This is a genomic window from Herbiconiux daphne (assembly GCF_024979295.1).
GTDB classification, from domain to species: domain Bacteria; phylum Actinomycetota; class Actinomycetes; order Actinomycetales; family Microbacteriaceae; genus Herbiconiux; species Herbiconiux daphnes.
Genome location: NZ_JANLCJ010000756.1, coordinates 1 through 534, shown reverse-complemented (window position 1 = coordinate 534; position 534 = coordinate 1). Strand labels below are relative to the sequence as shown.

At 41.6% G+C, this 534-nt stretch carries 1 protein-coding gene; it reads right to left on the bottom strand.

The annotated features are described in order from the left end of the window. Positions 1–26: 26 nt before the first annotated feature. A complete protein-coding gene (locus N1032_RS27525; RefSeq protein WP_259543907.1) occupies positions 27–461 on the bottom strand; it encodes a hypothetical protein in 435 nt (144 codons plus the stop codon). Positions 462–534: the final 73 nt, after the last annotated feature.

Here is a 534-nt window from a genome sequence, read left to right as displayed (position 1 = left end):
TTGGCCTCCGACTTTATCAAGTGCTTTTATTTCTTGATCCTCCATTCATAATTAAGTGATACGAACTTATCTTCTGTGTCCCATTTCTTTACTCGTTTAGTAAAACAGAAGAAAGGTAAACCTAATTCTTTGGCTATCTTATAACCCCAACGATAACCCCCAGATAAGGCCCCGGGGATCTTCGAGAAGGCGTTCATCACATAGATGACCTGTTGGCCAAACTCTTTGTGATAACCCACGTAGAATGCCATAGAGGCATCTACAGAGCCATCCTCGTTCCATACCGTATACTCCCAACGAGGAGTGGCTGTTAGGGCTGACCAATTGCGGATGTAATAAGCATCAAAATCTTGGTCAGAATAGGCTGGTTCTTGGTCATAAATAGCCCTAGCAAGTTCCTTAGTGAAGTCAGTACACGCTTCACCTTCCTTGAAGTATTTTTTAGTTATTCGCTTTCCCATACCATTCCCTACAACCAATGAGTGAATTAATAAAGAAGACTAAACGCATAATGAAGATAGCAAAGACAGAAGG

Bases quoted from the DNA above. Each gene is read 5' to 3' on its own strand.
- N1032_RS27525 (WP_259543907.1), bottom strand. From the start codon at position 461: ATGGGAAAGCGAATAACTAAAAAATACTTCAAGGAAGGTGAAGCGTGT.